The sequence below is a fragment of the Flavobacterium coralii genome, from assembly GCF_019891545.1.
Classification (GTDB): Bacteria; Bacteroidota; Bacteroidia; order Flavobacteriales; family Flavobacteriaceae; genus Flavobacterium; species Flavobacterium coralii.
In genome coordinates, this window is record NZ_JAHDIU010000012.1 from 12,514 (window position 1) to 31,725 (window position 19,212).

The window sequence follows — 19,212 nt, forward strand, 5'->3', positions numbered from 1 at the left end:
TTTTAAAATAAATACTGTAAAGAGATATTTGTGTTTACAAATTTACCAAAAGCAAGTATAGTTTGCACAGAAAAATTATTAATTTTATAAGAAACTCCTGCTTCACCTATATAATTAACCCTTGTTTTGTAAATTTCCCTCAGCTTGGTGTTTAATACATCCTGTAGTGGTATTATCGCTTCTATACTTCCTTTCTCTCCGCCCACCTTATATTCTACATCGCTGGTGCTGTATATAAAACTGCCTAAAACCTCGAACCTGCCAAACTCTTTAGAAGCGCTTGCCTGAAAATGCCATGTGTCTACAATACCATTAATTTCGCTTATGCCAAGTGTGCCGTAATCGGTTTTTATATCAAGAAAATTGAATGAAACATCTTCATTAGAATAAGCGGCTAAAACGGCGATATGAAATTTTTTCTGTGTCAGGCTGTCCAAATACTGGCTGATATTGTGTTTCACACCAAAACCATACACTTGGTAATTGCTTTTTTTCAGTTTAACCCGGGTAGAGTATTTTGCCACCAGTTCTGTGCCACCCCAAAGTGCAACCGAACCCTGAAGATAGGGATAAGCAACGGTTTGCATATCCATGCCTTGAGGCGTTTCGAGCCTTACTTCGCTATCGCCAAGCATACCGGAAAGATATACCTGGTCGTCATTACCCAAGGCGGTAGGCACCGTTGCAGAAGTCCCTTCTTCTAACTGGAAAAAAGTAAAATCGGAATTGTTGATGGTAAACTCCCTGTCGCGTTTTGGGGTGAAGAAAACATTGGTATGAATACCGAGGGAAACATCCCATAACTCGCGCTTGCGCGGAGTTGTTATCCACCCTGAAGCCGCCTGATAAACGGCTGCATCTGTAGCAGGGGTTACATACTGGTCAGAAAAAAACAGGGCATCGTCTATAAGATGCCCCATTTGTTCTAAAACCTGTGTATTTGATTGCGCAACGGCTTTATCCGTTGTAACGAACATTGCTGCTGCAAAAAATATTTTGAGACCAAACTTATGCGTCGATATTGGCATAAGCGGCATTTTTCTCAATAAAATCCCTACGTGGCGGTACTTCATCACCCATAAGCATAGAGAATATCCTGTCAGCTTCGGTAAGGCTATCTATGCTTACCTGGCGCAGCGTGCGGCGCTCAGGATCCATAGTGGTATCCCAAAGCTGCTCTGCGTTCATCTCTCCAAGACCTTTGTAACGCTGAATGTTGGCGCCACCACCCATATTATGGTTAATCTGGTCGCGCTGTGCATCCGTCCAGGCATATTCTTTACGGTTACCTTTCTTAACAAGGTATAAAGGCGGGGTTGCAATATACACGTGCCCGTTCTCTATCAGTTCCTTCATAAAACGGAAAAAGAATGTAAGGATAAGTGTAGAGATGTGGCTGCCGTCAACGTCGGCATCACACATAATAACCACTTTATGGTAGCGCAGCTTTTCAAGGTTAAGCGCCTTGCTGTCTTCAGCTGTACCTATAGTTACACCAAGAGCCGTGAAAATATTACGTATCTCTTCATTTTCGAATACTTTGTGGTGCATAGCTTTCTCTACGTTAAGTATTTTACCCCTTAGCGGAAGAATTGCCTGGAATGCCCTGTCCCTGCCCTGCTTTGCAGTTCCTCCCGCAGAGTCACCCTCTACAAGGAATATTTCGCATTTTGCAGGGTCCTGCTCAGAACAGTCAGAAAGTTTACCCGGAAGTCCGCCACCACCCATAACAGTTTTACGCTGCACCATTTCGCGGGCTTTTTTAGCAGCGTGGCGTGCCTGTGCCGCAAGTATAACCTTTTGCACAATGGTTTTGGCATCGTTAGGGTTCTCTTCAAGATAGTTCTCCAGCATTTCAGATACCGCCTGGCTTACCGGTGCAACCACCTCACGGTTACCCAGTTTGGTTTTGGTTTGCCCTTCAAACTGAGGCTCTGCTACCTTAACCGATATAATAGCCGTTAAGCCTTCGCGGAAGTCATCACCAGAAATTTCAAATTTCAGTTTTTCGAGCATCCCCGAAGTTTCAGCATACTTTTTAAGGGTGTTGGTTAACCCCCTCCTGAAACCGGAAAGGTGCGTACCCCCCTCGTGGGTATTAATATTGTTTACGTAAGAAAATATATTTTCTGTATAGCTGGTGTTATAAACAAGGGCAACCTCAACCGGCACATCGCCTTTATCGGTTTCCATGCTTATTACGCTGGCAATAATTGGTTCACGGTTACCGTCAAGGAATTTAACGAACTCCTTAAGCCCTTCTTCCGAATGGAATGTCTCCGCAACAAAGTTACCTTCCTTGTCGGTTTCCCTTTTATCAGTAAGTGTTATGGTTATGCCTTTATTAAGGAAAGAAAGCTCACGCATACGTGCCGCAAGCGTATCATAAGAATACTCTGTAGTCTGGGTAAATATGGTTGCATCAGGCTTAAAGGTTACAGTAGTACCCCTTTTTTCTGTTTCCCCAACCTGCTTAACAGGATATATTGCCTTACCCCTTTCGTATTCCTGCTCGTATATTTTACCCTCACGGAAAACAGTGGCTTTTAAATGATCTGAAAGTGCGTTAACGCAACTTACACCCACACCGTGCAAACCGCCCGATACCTTATAGGAGTCTTTATCGAATTTACCGCCGGCACCAATTTTGGTCATAACCACTTCAAGTGCCGATACGCCTTCTTTTTTATGTATATCTACCGGTATACCACGGCCATTATCTTCTACAGTAATGGAATTATCTTCATTAATGGTAACATAAATAGTATCACAATGACCGGCAAGTGCCTCATCTATAGAGTTATCTACTACCTCATAAACCAGGTGGTGAAGACCTCTTGTACCCACATCGCCAATGTACATGGAAGGACGCATCCTTACGTGCTCCATTCCCTCCAGGGCCTGAATACTGTCTGCCGAATAATTGTTCTTCTTTATTTCCTCACTCATAAAAATATATTCTTAACGAAATTTTAAGTTTAACGAACAAATATAAGAAAACGCTAAGGATATTTGTGCAAAACGGGGGTATTTAGCATCCAAGTTATTAACAATTTATTAAAACTAATCATTCATTACAAACTATGCTGATGATATGTGAAATACACTATATACTCATACATCACTTATTAAAATAAACAACTAAATAAAAAAACGCCCCCATGCGGGAGCGCTTCTCTACAAACAAACAAACTAAATTCCAAAAAACCTGAAATTATACTGCTATATTAATCTTTACCGGGCATGACAAGTCAGTGTCCGCATTTACGTGTGCTTCGTTAGCCCTGCCACTTGGGTCGGTGTTGGCCTGCCACTTGGGTATCCAGCGCCTTACAGTTTGTGCTGCACTAACCTGCGGGTAATGCTTTGCAAAAACCGACCTGTAGTAATATGCCTCTTTAGTTGCCGGGGTGTTGTACGGAAAACGTTCCTGTGCATTAGCCAACTCATCATCGGTTACCATATCGGCGCAATAATCTATAAGGCTGTTTATCCAGTTGTAGCCTACCCCATCGCTGAATTGTTCTTTTTGCCTCCATAATACACTATCCGGCAGGTAAGGCTGTTGTGGTGTATCAAAGGCTTTGCGAAGTATATATTTTTCTACTCCACTGTAGGTCTGTGGCTGTTTTTCTGACGGGGTAATTTTAACAGCAAGCTCTAAGAAAGCTTTATCAAGAAACGGCACTCTTGCCTCAAGCCCGTGTGCCATGGTAGATTTATCTGCCCTCAGCAAATCGGCGGTAAAGAGTTTTTGTACCCGCTCTATGGTTTCTTTCTGAAAATCGGCAGCCGAAGGCGCATTCCTGAAATACAGGTAGCCCCCGAAAATTTCATCGGCCCCTTCGCCGGAAAGCACAACTTTTACGCCTTTTTGTGTAATTGCCTGTGACAGAAAGTACATTGGCGTACTTGCCCTTACCGAGGTTACATCATACGTTTCTAAGTGCCATATCAGCTTGTCGAGTATGGCTATACCCTCTTCTACCGTGAAATATATTTCATGGTGCTGCGTGCCTAAAAATGCTGCTACTTCGCGTGCTGCCACAACATCGGGCGCATCAGCAGTAAGGCCTATAGAAAATGAATGCAGCGTTTCGCCTTTTTCCTTCATTAATCGTGCTGCAATAGCTGATGTTAATGATGAATCAAGCCCACCAGAAAGCAATACACCCACAGGCACATCGCTCATCAGCCTTTTCTTTACAGCGGCGGTTAGTGTTTCCCTTATGGCTGTATAATCAGTCTCCTCAACAGCTTTAGCAGCGTCTTCCCACTGTGGCCTGTAGTACTTTACAAACCCAGTTTGCGGAGTGTAGTAATGCCCCGGAGGAAAAGTAGAGAACGTTTGGCACTGGTCGGCAATGGCTTTCATTTCGCTTGCGAAATATATGCGTCCTCTTTCGTCAAGTCCATAATACAGAGGCTTAATGCCAAGCGGATCGCGCCCTGCTATAAAATCATCTCCGTTAACCACAACAAAGGCAAACATACCATCGAGCATATTACAAAAGTTATAACCAAACTCCTCATACAGGTGCACTATAACCTCCGAATCAGAATGCGTCCGGAAAGTATGGTGTTTTAATACCGTTTCGCGCAGTTCTTTATGGTTGTATATTTCGCCATTGTGCACCATCCATGCATTCTGGCTGCCCTGTATGGGTTGCCTGCCCCCATTAACATCTATAATAGACAGGCGTTCGTGGCTTAGTATATGTCCTTTTTCTGTTACATGAAGGTCGCTCTCATCAGGGCCGCGATGCGACATCCTTTTGCTGAGTTGTTTTACTAATGCCTCGTCTTTTCCTTTTCCTATTATTGCTAAAATTCCGCACATGGTTGCTTTGCTTTACTGGTTACTGCTGTTAATACAACAAAGCAAATATGCGATTGAAGTTTAAATTTTAAAACGATAATATTGATTTAGATTACATTTTTAAGCTAAAAAATCATATTTCGCGACTTTAATAAACAATAGGTAAACTGATTGGTATATTTTGATTACAAATTATAATATTAAAAGGATAGCTATATTTACATCATAAAAATGAATTATGAAGTTAAACATACTTATCATTTTAAAGTTTGTACTACAGATAGGCGGGATAGCTGGTATACTTTTTATTGTAATGCCATTATATGATTCACATCACGAACTAATGAGCGAAAACGAACGGCTGAGAACATTGAACCGTTTTTATGAACAATTAGGGAGACCAGAGTTTAGCGATCCTAAAAATCAACTTGCAATTCGGGAAAATATTGCGATGTATAAACCTCCTAAAAAAGACATTGAAAATGAGTTTGATTACTCAGATCGTATCACAACTCTAATTGTATTTTTAGCTCTTTATTATGGCATGCTTAATGGCTTAGACACTAAGATTGAAAACTTGAAAATAACAGCTAACAATAAACAAGAACTCTCTTAAACAATATCTTCAACAGTATATTTTGTGCCGTTAATCTCGAAACTGCCGCCGGCTTCCATTCCCAAAAGTTTAGCTCCTAAAAGCGATTGGGGCGAAAGTGCTATAACCGTAATACCTTCAACAGTAATTTTAGGAAGCGCGAGGCTTAGAAACAGATACATTCCGTTAGCTTTTACCAAGCTGCCTGCCGCCACTTTTTTATGTACGGCATCAGCATCCAGTTTGCTGAGAACAGCTTTTTGGGCAAGTATCTCACCTAATTTGGCATTGAGCTTTTCCTGCTCTAAATGCATCATAGAAAGGGCTGTTTCGTGCTTATCGCCAGCCGAGCCTTTGGCATCGTTAGCGGCATCTTCGGTCAACGCTGCTATCATATCGCGAAAAGCATCTTCTTTATCCTGTACCTGCTGCCTGTAGTAGGCTATAACTTTTTGTTTTAAGTGCTGCATGGCTGTTAAACAAAAAACCTACAGGTTGTACCTGCAGGCTTTTATTATATTATCAATTGTCTTTATAAATTAAATTTGTAAGAGGCACCTACCATAAACTGGAATCCCTGCACAGGATAATTAACCCACCTTTCATAATCCTGGTTCGCTATGTTGTTAAGCCTCAGGAATCCCGAAAGCCTTTCATTATACTGATACCCAACATGGGCATTAAGGTCGAAAAAGCTTTTTAAGGTTATAAAATCAGGTGTATTAATTAATGGGTCGGTTGTGGGTACAAAAAGAACATCATTTCTTTCTCCCACAAAAAACAGGTTAGTACCGGCAGACCATTTCTCGGTTATCTTCACATCAAGGTTGGCTGAAGCCTTTAGCTCCGGAAGGTTCCATGCCTCCTGCTGGTCTGTATCATAGCTGAAATAAGAAGCATTTATTCCGGCAGATACTTTATCTGAAAAATCAGCTTTCAATTCGCCGAAGAAGCTTATAGTACGTAACTTGTCATACAGTACGGCGAATGAATTGCCATATTGAAAACCTTCAAGATTCATAGTCGGATCAAAAGTACTGTTGCTGTTTATAAAGAAAGCCCTGTCATCCTCATTCATGTAAGAACCCTTAATGTTATAGGACACGTTGCTTGCAAGCTTGCCTTTTAACCCTACGTAAATATCATATTGCTGGTTTGTAGGCGCTATTTCAAGTGTTGGAGACACAAAAGGGTTTTGGATTGAAAACTGTTCGTATGAGTTTTGTTTAAGCGTACCCTCTGCACCGGCATAGGCTACAACAATACCTTCCACTACTTTATATGAAGCTTTAACCTGTGGGTACACAAAAAACTTATTATCATTTTCATCATTTGCCTTACCCATACTGTAAAACAAACCCGCACCCAGGCTTACCGAAAAATCATCGCGCTGAAAAAGCACGCTTGGCTGCGCCCCCAGGTTAAAATAATTATAGGTACGCTCTTCCGGAAGTGCGGCATTATCAAATGTGGTACCTACATAATCCATCACAAGGTCAAGCTTTATTTTCTCTTCCATCACGCTAAGGTCAAAAGCAGGCTTTAGTATAAAACGGTTCTCTGCCGAATCAAAACCATCCCAAAAACGCTTGTATTGTATAGAAGCATCGCTAAAAAACAGGCTTTCTTCCATAGTGATATCAGCCCCCACGGTTATAGTGTTATAAGCCTGTTGCTCATCTATGCCTGCAATAACCTCATCCGGAAGTTCATAGGGCAGCCCGTACCAGTTATACACCCGGTTTTCATATCCCAAATCGGCATTCCAACTGTAGCGTTTTTGCCTGTTGCCATAGGTAAGATCTACAGCGGTGTTATAGTATTTATCATCGAGCACCACTCCGTCTATACCGCCCTGGCTGCTAAGGTGCCTTAACATACCGCCAACATACTGGTTACGGTCTATGTTTTCAGTTATAAACAATTCGGCATTAACGGTACCATAATTGCCAATACCCAGTGTAGCATAATTATTATAAAGTTTGTCACGTTTTTGAGGCTCTACACCTGCTGCCCTGCCCTTTGCAGGGGTAAAGGTAGAAGCTACCGGAAAAGAAAAGATATTATATTCTATCTGCTCTTTCTGGGTGTTCTCTTCATCTTCTATTACAGGTGTTTCTTTTACCTTAAAGGCATCCGATACTGTAGGCGTATATGGCTTTACCACGTTTACAACCTCTGTACCTATGTTTTCATCTTTCTTTTGTGCAAATGCCCCGCCTGCGGCGCCAAGTACAAGTGCTATGGCTAATGTATATTGAAATGATATCTTCATGGTTAATTTAGATGGCTTATATTAAAACTAATTCTGAACAGATGAGTTGCGTTTGGCCTCTTCGGCTTTAATGGCATCAAGCTCTTTCTGTGCCTCCTCTACTACATCCGGATAATCGGTAAAGTTCTTTATAACACTCTCCAGTATGTAGGTAGCCTGGAAGCTGTCTTTCATGCTGTAAAAGTTTTTGGCCATTACAATAAGGCTCTTGGCACCGAAGTACTTATATCCCGAATAATCTTTAGAAAGCTTTTGTACCGATGCGTTAGAAGCTTCAAACTTGCCTTCTTTATTTTTAAAATAAGCGTCATAATAAAGCGCTTCGGCAGCCAGTTCACCTTTGGCTATGGTAAGCAGTTTGGCATAAGCCGCCTTTGCTTTTTCTTCATTATTGGTTTTTATGGCAGAACGTGCAATTATAATCTGCGCGTCGCTTTTTATCCTGTCTTCAATCTTGTTGTTTGCCATTACCTTATCGGCATAGGCTACTGCATTGGAATAGTCTTTCTGCTCATAGTAGCTCTTCATAAGGTTGCTTTGCGCAAAGGTTACGTTCTGCGGGAACTCAGCCTCAGTTTCGAGCCTTTTCAGCACCGGTATTGCCTTTGCATAATCGTTTGCCTTAAGGTGTATCTGAGACAGCCTTGCCAGCGCCTGCTCTGTATATTCGCTCCTTGATTTGGATATTACATATTCATAATGCTCTACAGCATTCTTCTCAAGCCCATCAGCAAAATATGCCTGCGCCAGGTAGAAGTGTGCTTTAAGTGCCGATATACCGTTAGGGAACTTAGCCAGATAGCTGTTAAGCGACGATATTGCCTGCTTTAGGTTGTTTTGCAGGTATTGCTTTTCGGCAGCTTCAAAAGCGGTATTATCAAGGTCAGAATCGCTTACATCAACAAAGTCGAGTGTTTTAACCCATGCCGCATATTCATCAGTACGCCCGCTGTCAACATAAATAAGCCTTGCGGTAGATACCGCCTCCATAGCCTCAGGCGTATTAGGGAATTCGGCTACTACTTTTTTAAACTTGTCAAGTGCCTTAGCATCCTGTTCGGCATTATAATAAATAAGCGCCTGCCTCATTATTGCCTTGCTCACATAAGAGCTGCCCTTATAATCTGCAATAAGCCTGTCATACGTTTGCAGTGCTTTGGTAGTATTATTTTCGGCAACATAGGTATTACCCAGTTCGTACAACGCATCGTCCGCAAATTTCGATTTCGGGTACGACTGTATGAATTTGGTAAGGTCGTCTATCTTCTTTTCGTTCCTGTCAACAAAGCCGTAGCTTATCGCCTTTTGGTACAGCGCATAATCGGCATCAATTCCTTTCATCTCTATGGCTTTGTTGTAAGCCTCCATTGCAGGCCAGTATTTAGCCGAAACAAAGTGGCTGTCGCCCAGGCGCAGGTAGGCATCATTCAGCCTTGTGTTGTCGTTCTTGGCTGTATCTATATACGACTGGAAGAACTGTGCAGCCTGCTCATACTCTTTCAGTTTAAAATAAGTGTAGGCTATGTTATAATTGATATTCTTGTACTCGGGCGTTGTTTTAGCCTCGCTAAACTGCTGGAACTGCTTAAAGCTAAGCAGTGCTTCGCTAAACTGGTCTAAAACATATTCTGTTTCGCCTTTCCAAAACGTTGCACGGGCGGTAAAGCGGGCATCACGCTGCTCTGCTATAGATTTCCTGAATAAAGCAAGTGCCTGCTGATAATTGCCATCTGTATAAAGCTCCATACCCCTGTAAAAAGCTACCTTCTGGTAAGCAAGCCTGTTTTCGGGCGATTTGTTCTTTTCAAGCAATGAAAGTGCTTCTGTATAATTCTTAGAGGTGATATAAGAACTAATGAGCAAATTTTGTATTTCCTGCTTAAACGGCGTTTGCGGGTATTTTGTAAGGAAAGCGTTGAGTACCTCGGGCACACTTTGGTACGGGTTACCTATTTCATAACTAAGCTTAGCATAGTTAAGGTAGGCATCCTCCTGAATTTTGGCATCAAAGTCCATTTCAGATGCATTCTTAAATGCATTAAGCGCTTCCTGTTTTTTGCCGGTTTTTAAATAGCTTTCGCCCAAATGGTAATAGGCATTTTGTGCAACACCATCGTTACCGCCCACTATTTTATTGAATTCAGCAATGGCGTTTTCATAATCGCCCTGCTTGTAATAAGCGTAGCCTAACTGGTAAAAGTCGGTATTGTTCCAGCGGCCCTTTTTACCTTTATATTCTTTTAGGTAAGGTATTGCCTTGTCATATTGTTTCAGGTTAAAGTAGCTTTCTCCGATAATCTTGTTTAGCTCGCTTCGCTCCTGTGCATTGCTCTTTGCCAGTTGCGGCTCACCAAGCTCTATCGCTTTCTGGAAGTTACCCAGCTTAAAGTTCATATCGGCCTGAAAATAGGACATCTTTTCTTTATACCTGTCCTGGTCTTCCACCTGCTCAAAGTACTGGGTAGCCTGTTTATAGTTATCACCTTCATAAGCAATATAGCCCAGATAATATTTTGCCTGAGAGCCATACTCTTTGCTGTTAACCACTTTATTAAGATACTTTTCAGCCTGCTTTTTGTCGCCTGCGCTAAAGTAGCTGTAGCCTTTCTGGAAGTTATAGCGTTCCCTGTCGGCATTGCTCATGGTGCTTTCCTCTACCCTGTCATACCACTTTAAAGCCTGTGCATATTGCCCCTGCCCGAAGTAATAGCTTGCCACCTCAACATAAGCCTGGTTTTGCTTAGGGCTTGTGGGGTAATCTTCCACAAAATCTTCCATAAGCACATCGGCATTCATCTGGTTAAGGCGTATGGCACAATTGGCTATGTAATAGGCACAGTCTGCCTGTACCTCTGTATCTGCCGACTCTTTTTGTGCTTTTTCAAAAAGTATCTGTGCGGCCTGATATTGTTGCTGATTGTAAAGGTCTACGCCTTTTTCAAATTCCTGAAGTTCGTGTGTGTAAATGGTAGATTGCTGTGCCGAGAGGCTCATGCCCATTAGCGGCACCGCAAAAAGAAGCAGCCTGTTTATCTTGCGCATATTTCTTGTTTTATTAGGATAGCCAAATATATCAATTCTTAATGGTATTTAACGGATGTTTTGTGGCTTTTAGTATGATTTTAGCAATAGCAGCCGCACGAAAAATGCGTTAAAATAAAATTTTGAATACAGCCGCATACTTAGTATTTTTACCAAACTTAAAAAACCTATACCTTATGTACCAACCTGTACTGAAACTTGATGACGTTACCATTTACCAGGGTAATAATGCCGTGCTTACCAATGTAAACCTTGAGGTAAATCCGGGTGAGTTTTTATACATAATCGGAAAAACGGGTACAGGTAAAAGCAGCTTTATGAAAACCCTGTATGGCGACCTTCCGCTTAAATCAGGCAAAGGCACTTTTGTAGATTATGACCTTGCCAAGCTGCGCGATAAGCATATACCTTACCTCCGCAGGAAAATAGGTATTGTTTTCCAGGATTTTAAGTTGTTACCCGACAGGTCTGTTTACGACAACCTGCTGTTTGTGCTAAAAGCCACCGGATGGAGCGAAAAGCGTGAAATGGATGTGAAGATAAACGAGGTGCTTGACAAGGTTGGTATGAAGAATGCCGTGCACAAAATGCCGCACCAGATATCAGGCGGCGAGCAGCAACGTGTAGCCATAGCCCGCGCCCTGCTTAATGACCCTGAGGTTATACTTGCCGATGAGCCTACCGGAAACCTTGACCCGCAAACCAGTGTAGAGGTAATGCAGTTGCTGAAAGAAATTAACCAGAACGGTAAAACCATAATTATGGCAACGCATGATTATGCGCTGCTGATGAAATTCCCCAGCAAGACCCTTAAATGCGACAGCGGCTCGCTTTTTGAAGTGGTGCAGAAAACAGTTTAATCATTTTTATCCTTTTTATATACATGAGGGTTTTCTACAATTCCCTTTTTAAATATTTTCCTTATGCCCATGCGCAGCCATGCATCGGCCTGTAGTATTTTATCTGTCAGCTTATTTTCGGGCCTGCCCCTGAATGATGTTACATGAAAGGTATCATCATCGTGCACCGGGCTTTGCGAAAAGTAATAATTAGATACGCAGCACCTGTAGCCATTATGTGTAACAGGCGACACCGAATGTAACGACCTGTTGTGCGTTGCCATTACTGCAAGCCTGTTAAATTTACTGTGTATTGTTATCTGAGGGTTTTTCAAACCATCAGGCCATAGCTCCAGGTTACCGCCATACGACTCTTCCCATTCCGGTGTCACATAATACAACAGGTTTAGTATGCGCCACAGCTTCCTGTCTTTATCGTGTGAATTGTCTAAGTGAGGATTTAAAAACTGTTTGTGCCCCATCATAGATATACCGCCGGCATACAGGTTTTCATCGGGTATAGCTCCTTTAAGTCCGCAAATTTCGGCTACAAGGTCAACTATTTTTGCATCCTGAAAGGCATAGATTATCTCTTCGAGCAGCGGGTTGTACAAATTCATCTGCGCCGCAACATATTTATCCTCGCGTATGGATTTTTTCCATACCATATCTTTAGCTTCAGGAAATGCATTATATATCTCTAAAGCAAGTTCTTCAGGCAACAGGTTATCAAGGTAAAAATACCCAATACCGCTCTTGCTGCTTTCATATTGCTGCTTCAGCGTTTGTTTATTATCTAAAATATTTTGGTATATAATTGCTGAATAGTCCTGCCTTTTCATAACCTGAAAATATATGTTTTGCCAAAGATAACGGATAGCTGTGTATTTTTAAACAGTTAAGGCTTTACTTTTATTACTTTTGCAGGGTATAAAACTAAGGATGCTCTCTGTACTGATACCCACATATAACTATAACGTAGTAACGCTTGTAAAGCAGGTAAAGCAGCAATGTGATGCATTGGGTATTTTATATGAAATTATTGCCACAGATGACTTTTCTGATAAAGAATACACATTAGATAACAGCATAATTAACAGCCTGGAAAACTGCAGGCTGATTGAAAACAGCAGTAACATGGGGCGGACATACACCCGCCGTTTGCTTGCCGAAACCGCACAGTATAACATGCTGCTTTTCCTTGATGCGGATGTATTACCGGTTAAAGAAACTTTTATAAAAGATTATCTGCCTTATATTACCGAAGGTGCTCCTGCTGTTTTTGGAGGTTATGCTTATACGCCCGAGCCACCCGAAAAGAACAGGATTTTACGCTATAAGTATGGCCGATGCCGCGAAGAAAAACCGGTTGACGTAAGAAAGCAAAATCCGTATGGATTTGTTTTTTCGGGTAATATACTGCTACGTAAGGATGTTTTTATGGAAAATAACTTTAATGGCAGAGGTAAATTTTACGGACTCGATGTATGGTTCAGCTACAGTCTTTTCAGGTCGGGGGTTCCGGTAATACAAATTGATAACCCAATCTACCATTTGGGAATAGAAGAAAATGAAGTTTTCTTTAAAAAAGCGCTCGACTCTGTTGCCACAAAAAAGCAACTTATGGAAAGCTTCCCTGAAATTGGCATGGTAAACCCATTGATGAAAAGCTACAGACTGCTGCAAAAGTACAGACTAACAGCAATTGTAAAAGCCGGATTTAAACTTACGGAACCGATAATGCGGAAGATGATACTCAAAAACAATCCCAGCCTTTTTGTACTCGATATTTACCGTTTAGGTTACCTCTGCTCGCTTTAAAGACTTAAACAGCCTGTCCCACTGTCCCATAACAGGCACTATGGCATAACGCTGTGACATGACTATGGCTTCTTTTCCCAGTTCTTTTCTTAAAGACTGATCTTCTATAAGCATACATATTGCTTCTGCAAAAGCTTTTATATCTCCATCAGGAATTAGTAAGCCATCCTTATTGTTGGTAATAATTTCCCCGGGACCAACAGGACAGTCAAAGGCTACTGTAGGTACGCCAAATGCTGCGGCCTCTATTATAACCAGTCCAAACCCCTCATAGCGCGATGGCAACAGGTTAATTGCAGCATCAGCATAAGCTACAGCTACATCCTGTACAGGCTTTTTAAAAATAATCCTGTCAAGGCTCAAAGCGGCGGCCATAGCTTTAATATCATAATCAGGGTTATCCTCTCCGTAAATTTCCAATTCCCAGCCAGGATGCTTCGCTGAAACGATTTTCCATGCTTCAAATAACCTGTCAAATCCTTTCTGGTAATCATGCCTGCCAAGTACCACAAGTTTTTTTGCTGATAATGAAGATTCTTCAACTGCGTTTATCCACAGCGGATTAGGAATAACATGAGCATTAGATGTATTAAGCTCTGCCGCCCCAGTTTTAGTTAAGGCCACAACAGCATCAAATTTGCGAATTAGCCTGGCTGCAATTCTATAAAATATGCGGGCTATCCCTTTGTTTTCATTCGCAACATTGTACTGTGTGGTATGGCTTTCATAAACCAATGGTATATATTTTATTAACAGAGGAAGCAAAAAACTTTTTATACCATTATCGCACATTATGATTATATCCGGCTTTTCTATAGCTATAACTTGCTTTATTAGCTTTTTATACGAGAAAAAGTAAAACAACAGAGACCGTTTAGGATTAATAGTAATGGTATTAATTTTTGGACTTAAAGGATATTCAATCTTACTGTTATCAAATTGGTTAGTTGCCAGAATGGTAACATCATAACCATAATATTCTGCCAAATAACTCGCCTTTACCGACAGAACCCGCTGAATGCCCCCTACCCCTGCTATTTTATTTGTGATGTAAAGCAGTTTCATAGCTTTGACTGCCTGAACTCCTCAAAATCCCTGATATAGTCTTCTTCTTTAAAAACATCAGAAGCTATAACAAGGCAAACAGCACCCGATGAAAAATCTTTAAGTTCACGCCAAATACCCGTCGGGATAAGTAAGCCCCTGTCGGGCCTGTTGAGCATAAAAGTTTTTTCCTCTTTACCATCACTAACGATAACCTCGAAGCTACCACTTAGTGCTATTAAAAATTCAAGCTGCTCAATATGTGAGTGACCTCCCCTTTCAGCTCCTGCGGGCACATCATATAAATAATACACCCTCTCAATATCAAATGGAAGTATATCACCTTCTATAACCGAAAGATTACCACGGCGGTCTTCTATTTTAGGAAGCTGAATTATCTTACAATCCTCTACTTTATTTTCATTCATATTTCAAAAAATCTGCCCTGCCTTTTTTAGCAGCAGTAATTGCTGGTATAATTTGATTTAATCTTATTCTATGTTGCTTGAATTCATACATAATTTTGAGCAAAAGCCAATACATGTAGTTGCTCCCTAACAGTTTAGAGAAAAAAGCCCCTTGTATATAATATTTATCTTTAACTGATATGCTTGTATGTGTGCTTAACTTAGGATGAATAACTATTGTTTCAGGATAGCTGTATAGTTCAAGATTATTTTGTAAAAGACAACTTAAATATATCGCTTCTTCCCCCATACCAAACTGTGCCCCTAAACCAAAACGCTCGTCAAACCTGCATCCTGTATTTTTTACATTTTGAAGATTAACAACCATTTCAATCGACATTATGTTGAGGCAGTCCTTTGTACTAACTATTCTTTTAGTGCTGTCGGCATACTTTTTAAAAGGCTGACCTTTTTCATCTTCAGTCATGAAGCTTATTAACCCAGCGTCAGGAAACTCATTGAATGCTTTAGCGACAGACTCTGTAAAGCTCTTTTTAAAAATAACATCATCATCTGTAAAAATACAAATTTTACCATTTGCATTTTTTAGTGCAAGGTTCCTGCTCTTTGAAAGTCCCTTTTCAAATACGTTAAAAACGCGTATGTTATTATGCTGTATATGAAGTTTATTTTCTTCTGTAGTTTGGTTGACTATTAGTAATTTGTATTCGTGATAATCCGTAAACGGAAACATGGATTTTAGGAAGCCATCATCCTGCCTGTCCATTGTGGCTATAAGAATTTCAATATCTTCTTTTGTATACTCTCCCGCCAAAATGTTTTTATATTTACACAAATATAAAAGATTTAGCAGTACAGTTAATGAAAATACTTTTAATAGGCGAGTACAGCAGGTTACACAATTCCCTTAAAGAAGGGCTTACTAATCTTGGGCACGAAGTATATATACTCGGCACAGGAGACGGTTTTAAAAACTATGGTATTGATTATGATATTTCGCCTAAGTTTACTACCAAGAACCGATTTATAACGAAATCATTAAATGCTTTCAGGAAACTTACAAGTATTGATTTACATAAAGTTGAGATAGCAATAAACTTTAAACGTCTAATACCAGAATTAAGAGGTTTTGACCACATTCAGCTTATTAATTCTGATGCTTTAGAAACCTACCCACATTACCAGATTAAACTTTACAATAAGCTTTTACAAAATAATAAACAGATAAGCCTGCTGATATGTGGCGATGAAACACCTATTGTAGACTACAACTTAACTGGTAAATTAAAATATTCTGTTCTATCGCCCTATCTTTATGACAGAAGCCTTGAAAAGTATTTTCAATATTCTCTTAAATATACCAATGAAAGTTACAGAAGGCTTTTTGAGCATGTTTTGCAACTAAGCAATGTGCTTATAACATCCGATCTTGATTATGAGCTACCCATGCGTAAAATGGGATTTACAACTAAATTTATACCCAACCCAATTAATACTGATAAGCTAAAATATATTGAACCCGTTATTAATGAAAAAATTATAATCTTTTTGGGCATAAACAGGCTTAGTTACTTAAAAAAAGGTATTGCATATTTTGAAGAAGCCCTAAAGATAATAAGTGTAAAATATGCCGATAAAGTAGAGATAATTGTTACTGAAAATATTCCGTACGCAGAATACATAAAACTTTATGACAGTGCCCATATATTACTCGACCAGGTTTATGGATACGATCAGGGATATAATGCGCTGGAAGCAATGGCTAAAGGTAAGGTTGTATTTACAGGAGCCGAGACTGAATTTACAGAACACTACAACTTAAAAGAAACGGTTGCCATTAATGCAGTGCCTGATGCAAAGCAAATTGTTGATCAACTTTCTTACCTGATAGAAAACCCAGAAAAGATTATAGAAATTAGTAAAAATGCCCGCAGTTTTATTGAAAGGGAGCATAGTTATATTAAAATAGCAGAGCAATATTTAAAGGCATGGGGATTAAAATAGAACAGCGTAAACTAAAAATCTTTAAACAGATTATCTATTTTAAGCCATTTGTCTAAAAGATCTTTCTCATTTTTCCAATCGCGTGATATATTATTCCTGAGTAGTTTAGCAGGTACACCACCAATAAGTATATTTTCACCAAATGCAGAATAATCTTTAGTACACAAACTATTTGAGGCGATTGTGCAAAAATCAGGTGTTACTGTCCCTTGTAATATAGTTACCCTGTTACTAATATAATTATAGTTACCAATAATAACAGGTGCAGTCATAGCATATTTTTCACCTGTAACAGTATCTGCCATAGAATGAAAATTTGTATCTATAATTTGTGATTCAGAACCTAAGCGAGCATAGTCTCCCAAGGTAATACTATGCATACAAATAACTTTACCTCTTGTACCTACAGACGCCATATAGCCAAATTTTGCGACAGCATTTTTTTCTACATAAAAAAAATAGTCTTTACCAAATTGAATGTGACCTTTAAAGATAACCTCACCACGTATAGCTACTTCGGCTACTCCTGCATGAACTGTATTCTTTTCATAGGGCTGGCCAAAACCAATCATTCCTCTTTCTATTGGAGCATTAACAATTATATTACCGCTCAGAGACTGGAACCTGACCGGGCCGTAAAAGAAAACAGGAAGTTTTAGAGCAACTGCAAGAGGGAACTTCTTAAAATTAAAATACAGGGTTTTATACCAGTTTACCGTAAGGTAGAATTTTATTTTGCTGTAAATATGCTTGCTATAACTTTGCTTTTTACTCATCTTCTTTACTGACTTTTTTGAAAATATCCTTTAAGCCTGCCCTTTTAGTTATTCCTCTTACTGTGTAAATAGCAGTTACTGTAAAAAGTAAACCAAATGCTAAGTAACTGTATATATTTTTATCTGCAGAACTTATTAAGCAGCCTAGTATTGTAATTGCCAGTCCTTTTAATAGAACTTTCAGCATTTCATCTGTAATATTTATACCATACCGACTTTTTATTATTAAATAATTGCCAGTTAAATGTAAAAGAAAATAAATACAGAAACCTATACCTAAACCTTCTAAACCATAAAGATAAAAACCTGAGGTGCAAAGTATAAAATATAAGGAATTATAAACTATCGCCGTTTTTATAAATATAGTAGAGTCAGCACGGGCAATGATAATATAACCTAATGACAAGGATACTGCCTTAAAAAGCATAGCGGGTACAGCCCAAACAAGCAGAGAGACAACACCTGCAAAATCACTTGAAAAAAGTACTTTTATTATCAGATCTTTAAAAAACATAAATACAACAATAACAGGTACAATAATTAAAACTGATATAATCGCCTGCTGGTTAAAAGCTTCACCCTGCTGAACAGAATTTTTCTTCATTGCTGCAAGTCGAGGGTAGTATTCTGTAGCCATTATTGTGAAAATAACTCCTACATATGCATTTACAAAAAGTTGTCCTGCATTAAATAGCCCTACAGTTTCAATAGTATCATTTAAGCGGATAAATACCTGAATAAAATAATTGGACAATACAGGTAAAAATGCACTTAATGATAGCATAGCGCCGAATATATAGATTTCTTTCCCTTTTTTGATGACTTCCTGAAAAGGAATTTTTCCTGATTGTAAACTAAGTTTTTTTAAAAAAAAATTTGAAACAAAGTAATTAATTACTGAAGTAAGTATTATTGCCGGGACTATAGCATCAACTTCATAAAAATAAAAAATGGGTAAGGTTATTATTAGTGATGCTGCATTACCGATAAAATTTGATTTTGCCAGTAACTTTAAATTTGAAGTCCCCTGCATAACAGCAGACTGAGCAGAAGTTAGTTGTTTAAAAATTATCGTCACTGCAACAAAAGCTATTGCAATAAATTTTTCCTGATTACCGAATGTGAGATCACTAAGCTGTCCGGCAAAAAGAGTGGTAATAATTGCACCAAAAATACCTGTAAAAAGCGCTATGTAAAGTAATAAATTTACCTGGCTTGATAGTTCATTTTTATCGCCTGAGTTTGATTCAGCTATTTTTTTAACGCCGCTTGTTTCTATACTTAGCCCTGTAGCTTGCCTCACTAATTCTATAGTAGAAGTTAAAAGTCCGAATATACCATAACCGCCAGCGCCTATTAAAACAGCAAGTACTTTGGTTCTTATAACAGAAATAATCATCGTGGTTACATGAACAGAGCCAAATATGGCCGAGGCTTTCAGAATACTTTGATATGCTTTACTGTTATCTGACATAACCTTATGATATTAGGAAATATTACCCAGTATTTTAACCAGCACACTCAAAGCATTTAACGAAGAAACTTTAAATACGGGATTAGCAGTTATAG

At 39.5% G+C, this 19,212-nt stretch carries 16 protein-coding genes; 4 read left to right on the plus strand and 12 right to left on the minus strand.

What is annotated here, in order from left to right; genetic code table 11:
* Positions 1-2 precede the first annotated feature (2 nt).
* The 3 genes from KJK34_RS14105 to asnB form a co-directional block, all read right to left on the minus strand.
* The gene (locus tag KJK34_RS14105; RefSeq protein WP_223054540.1) at positions 3-1,028 is read right to left on the minus strand and encodes a DUF6588 family protein; all 1,026 of its coding nucleotides are present in this window, start codon (positions 1,026-1,028) and stop codon (positions 3-5) included.
* On the minus strand, positions 1,009-2,949 hold the full coding sequence (gene gyrB, locus KJK34_RS14110) for a DNA topoisomerase (ATP-hydrolyzing) subunit B (protein ID WP_223054541.1): 1,941 nt from the start codon (positions 2,947-2,949) through the stop codon (positions 1,009-1,011). The genes KJK34_RS14105 and gyrB overlap by 20 nt, the downstream gene beginning before the upstream one ends.
* Before the next feature lie 265 nt (positions 2,950-3,214).
* The gene (asnB, locus tag KJK34_RS14115; RefSeq protein WP_223054542.1) at positions 3,215-4,840 is read right to left on the minus strand and encodes an asparagine synthase B; all 1,626 of its coding nucleotides are present in this window, start codon (positions 4,838-4,840) and stop codon (positions 3,215-3,217) included.
* Positions 4,841-5,057: 217 nt separating this feature from the next.
* Between asnB and KJK34_RS14120 the strand changes: the two genes are divergently transcribed.
* Complete coding sequence (locus tag KJK34_RS14120; RefSeq protein ID WP_223054543.1) at positions 5,058-5,435, plus strand: hypothetical protein; 378 nt, start codon at positions 5,058-5,060, stop codon at positions 5,433-5,435.
* On the opposite strand, the gene KJK34_RS14125 is transcribed toward KJK34_RS14120, so the two are convergent.
* From KJK34_RS14125 to KJK34_RS14135, 3 genes are all read right to left on the minus strand, one after another.
* Entirely contained in the window at positions 5,432-5,884 is a 453-nt protein-coding gene (locus tag KJK34_RS14125; RefSeq protein ID WP_223054544.1) for a hypothetical protein, read from the minus strand. The two genes, KJK34_RS14120 and KJK34_RS14125, sit on opposite strands and share 4 nt — an antisense overlap.
* A 62-nt stretch (positions 5,885-5,946) precedes the next feature.
* Positions 5,947-7,689 (minus strand): porin family protein, encoded by a 1,743-nt coding sequence (locus tag KJK34_RS14130; RefSeq protein ID WP_223054545.1) that lies wholly within the window; start codon positions 7,687-7,689, stop codon positions 5,947-5,949.
* Positions 7,690-7,716: 27 nt separating this feature from the next.
* Positions 7,717-10,731 carry a tetratricopeptide repeat protein gene (locus tag KJK34_RS14135; protein WP_223054546.1) on the minus strand — a complete coding sequence of 1,005 codons (3,015 nt, stop codon included), beginning with the start codon at positions 10,729-10,731 and terminating at the stop codon, positions 7,717-7,719.
* A gap of 176 nt (positions 10,732-10,907) precedes the next feature.
* Between KJK34_RS14135 and KJK34_RS14140 the strand changes: the two genes are divergently transcribed.
* Complete coding sequence (locus KJK34_RS14140) at positions 10,908-11,591, plus strand: cell division ATP-binding protein FtsE (protein WP_223054547.1); 684 nt, start codon at positions 10,908-10,910, stop codon at positions 11,589-11,591.
* On the opposite strand, the gene KJK34_RS14145 is transcribed toward KJK34_RS14140, so the two are convergent.
* Positions 11,588-12,412: a 2OG-Fe(II) oxygenase gene (locus KJK34_RS14145; protein ID WP_223054548.1), complete on the minus strand. Its 825-nt coding sequence runs from the start codon at positions 12,410-12,412 to the stop codon at positions 11,588-11,590. The two genes, KJK34_RS14140 and KJK34_RS14145, sit on opposite strands and share 4 nt — an antisense overlap.
* Positions 12,413-12,491: 79 nt before the next feature.
* Here KJK34_RS14145 and KJK34_RS14150 point away from each other — a divergent pair, with 79 nt between their 5' ends.
* Entirely contained in the window at positions 12,492-13,391 is a 900-nt protein-coding gene (locus KJK34_RS14150; protein ID WP_223054549.1) for a glycosyltransferase family 2 protein, read from the plus strand.
* Here the strand turns inward: KJK34_RS14150 and KJK34_RS14155 are convergent.
* Genes KJK34_RS14155 through KJK34_RS14165 form a run of 3 tightly spaced genes read right to left on the minus strand, consistent with a single transcriptional unit; the run spans position 13,368 to position 15,677 of the window.
* Positions 13,368-14,456 carry a glycosyltransferase gene (locus tag KJK34_RS14155; protein WP_223054550.1) on the minus strand — a complete coding sequence of 363 codons (1,089 nt, stop codon included), beginning with the start codon at positions 14,454-14,456 and terminating at the stop codon, positions 13,368-13,370. The two genes, KJK34_RS14150 and KJK34_RS14155, sit on opposite strands and share 24 nt — an antisense overlap.
* Positions 14,453-14,863: a sugar 3,4-ketoisomerase gene (locus KJK34_RS14160; protein ID WP_223054551.1), complete on the minus strand. Its 411-nt coding sequence runs from the start codon at positions 14,861-14,863 to the stop codon at positions 14,453-14,455. The genes KJK34_RS14155 and KJK34_RS14160 overlap by 4 nt, the downstream gene beginning before the upstream one ends.
* On the minus strand, positions 14,856-15,677 hold the full coding sequence (locus KJK34_RS14165; RefSeq protein WP_223054552.1) for a glycosyltransferase family 2 protein: 822 nt from the start codon (positions 15,675-15,677) through the stop codon (positions 14,856-14,858). The genes KJK34_RS14160 and KJK34_RS14165 overlap by 8 nt, the downstream gene beginning before the upstream one ends.
* A 47-nt stretch (positions 15,678-15,724) precedes the next feature.
* Between KJK34_RS14165 and KJK34_RS14170 the strand changes: the two genes are divergently transcribed.
* Entirely contained in the window at positions 15,725-16,867 is a 1,143-nt protein-coding gene (locus tag KJK34_RS14170; protein ID WP_223054553.1) for a glycosyltransferase, read from the plus strand.
* A gap of 11 nt (positions 16,868-16,878) precedes the next feature.
* Here KJK34_RS14170 and KJK34_RS14175 read toward each other — a convergent pair whose 3' ends face one another.
* A complete protein-coding gene (locus KJK34_RS14175) occupies positions 16,879-17,643 on the minus strand; it encodes an acyltransferase (RefSeq protein ID WP_223054554.1) in 765 nt (254 codons plus the stop codon).
* A complete protein-coding gene (locus tag KJK34_RS14180; protein WP_223054555.1) occupies positions 17,636-19,117 on the minus strand; it encodes an oligosaccharide flippase family protein in 1,482 nt (493 codons plus the stop codon). Before KJK34_RS14180 ends, KJK34_RS14175 begins: the two co-directional genes overlap by 8 nt.
* Positions 19,118-19,212 lie beyond the last annotated feature (95 nt).